The following is a 267-nucleotide window of genomic DNA, read 5'->3' on the forward strand; positions in this document are numbered from 1 at the left end:
CCTATCGTTTTCTTTCGGCCATGGCGGGCAATGCCCCTGCCTATGAAGATGCCCTGCGTGCCTTGTTTGCTGGCGACGCCGAGCGCTTCGTTACCTGTACAGAAGCCTGGCCCGTCGACGTGCGCGAGCATGCTCACTTGCTTGCCGGCCGTGCATTCGGCACAGCGGCCCCCACGACACAAGAAGAAGGACAACACGCCGCATGAGCACCACCCACCCCAATGCACGTCCGCTGTGGCGGACCTTCGTGGCCTTTCTCGGGCCGCT

1 protein-coding gene is annotated in these 267 nt (G+C 63.3%); it reads left to right on the top strand.

What is annotated here, in order from left to right; all coding sequences use genetic code 11:
• Positions 1–206, top strand: a 206-nt coding sequence (locus RVY79_RS19905; protein WP_317466301.1) for a DUF2239 family protein, incomplete at its 5' end; no start/stop codon positions are given.
• Positions 207–267 lie beyond the last annotated feature (61 nt).

It is taken from the genome of Chromohalobacter sp. HP20-39 (genome assembly GCF_033052815.1).
In the GTDB taxonomy this organism is placed as follows: domain Bacteria; phylum Pseudomonadota; class Gammaproteobacteria; order Pseudomonadales; family Halomonadaceae; genus Chromohalobacter.